This window comes from Glycomyces xiaoerkulensis, from assembly GCF_002798405.1.
Classification (GTDB): domain Bacteria; phylum Actinomycetota; class Actinomycetes; order Mycobacteriales; family Micromonosporaceae; genus Glycomyces; species Glycomyces xiaoerkulensis.
Genome location: NZ_PGGV01000034.1, coordinates 89,315 through 90,731, shown reverse-complemented (window position 1 = coordinate 90,731; position 1,417 = coordinate 89,315). Strand labels below are relative to the sequence as shown.

Below are 1,417 nucleotides of genomic sequence, written 5' to 3'. Positions count from 1 at the left end.
GGGTGGGTGTTCGTGGCCGGGTGGTCGGCGGTTGCGGTGGGGCCGTGGCGGGAGGGTCGGCGTCGAGTGTGAATGATCCTCGTATCCGGTTGGGCCCCAAGTTGTCCGGTGCCGAACATGAAGACTCTCTCACTCGTACGGGTGATGCCATATCCGTCATCGTTCCGTAACATTGAGTAGTAGCACAGGCGATCTGAATCGGTCTGCTTGTTCGAATCTCGATGAGGGGGTGTGCGATGGCGGCGACCGGGACCCGCAGTACCAGGGCCGAAGCCCTCCGCACCGACCTCGACGACGCGGCGGCGCTGATGAACTCGGTCCATGCCCAGGTCTTGGGGCGGGTGATCGAGGCGCTGGACTGGAAGGTCCACCGCGACCTGGACGGGTTCGCCTCGCCGTTGGAGTGGCTGCGGACCGGGTTCGGATTCCACTTTAAGGTGGCCGCCGACATCGCCGTGGTCGCCAAGTGCGCCCGGAAGTTCGCGGTGCTGGCCGAGGCGGCGGCCGCCGAGCGGGCCCGGATCGATCTGGTCGCGGTCGCCGTCCGCCGCCTGGAGCGCACGAAGGCCCTGCGCGTCTACGCCCGGGTGCCCTACGGCGAGGCGGTCCCCTCCCCGTGGGGTGGCGACGTCACCTGCTCCACCCCTGAGCACTTGATTGCCGAGTACTGCGCTCATGCCACCCGGGCTGAGCTGATCGGCTACCTCGACCGGATCGAGGCCGCCCTCGATGCGGGCGAAGAGCTGCTGGACGGGCTCTCCGAGCAGTCGCTGCAGCGGGTCGATCTGGTGGAGCTGCCCAATGGCATGTGGTCGCTGGAGGGCCTGCTCGACGGCCAGACCGGGCGGCTGTTCGCGAAGCTGCTGGAGACGGCCGTGCCCCCGCCCCGGGCCGACGAGACCGACGAGGACGGGGTGCTCCCTCCGGCGGCCAACCGCCGGGCCGAGGCCCTCCACCAGATGATCGCCGCCTACGGGGCCGGTCCGGCCGCGCCGACCCGGCACGGCCACACCGCGACGCTGAATCTGACGGTCGACCTCGCCACCCTCCGGGGCGAGGACACCGGGCGGGTGCCGCTGATGGAGGGCCGACCGGTCTCGGTCGCCAAGGCGCGCCTGCTCGCGTGCGAGGCCGGGGTCGTCCCCATCGTGTTCGACTACACCACCGGTGAGGCGGTGGAGGTCGGGGCCTACCGGCGCCTGCCGGGGGCGAGCCTGCGCCGGAAACTCGAGGCCGAGCAGCAGGCGGGTTGCGCTTGGGTCGGTTGCGGGCGGCCGGTCTCCTGGTGCGAGGCGCACCACCTCGTCGAGTGGTGGCGGGGCGGGCCCACCACCGCCGACAACCTCATTCTGTTGTGCCGCTTCCATCACGGCCGGGTCCACACTCCTGGGTGGAGTGTGACCAAGACCGGCCCGGG

The 1,417-nt window shown here is 70.6% G+C and carries 1 protein-coding gene; it reads left to right on the top strand.

Annotated features, from left to right (window positions below; genetic code table 11):
* Positions 1–236: 236 nt before the first annotated feature.
* On the top strand, positions 237–1,417 hold a 1,181-nt coding region (locus CUT39_RS16245; RefSeq protein ID WP_157930752.1), incomplete at its 3' end, for an HNH endonuclease signature motif containing protein.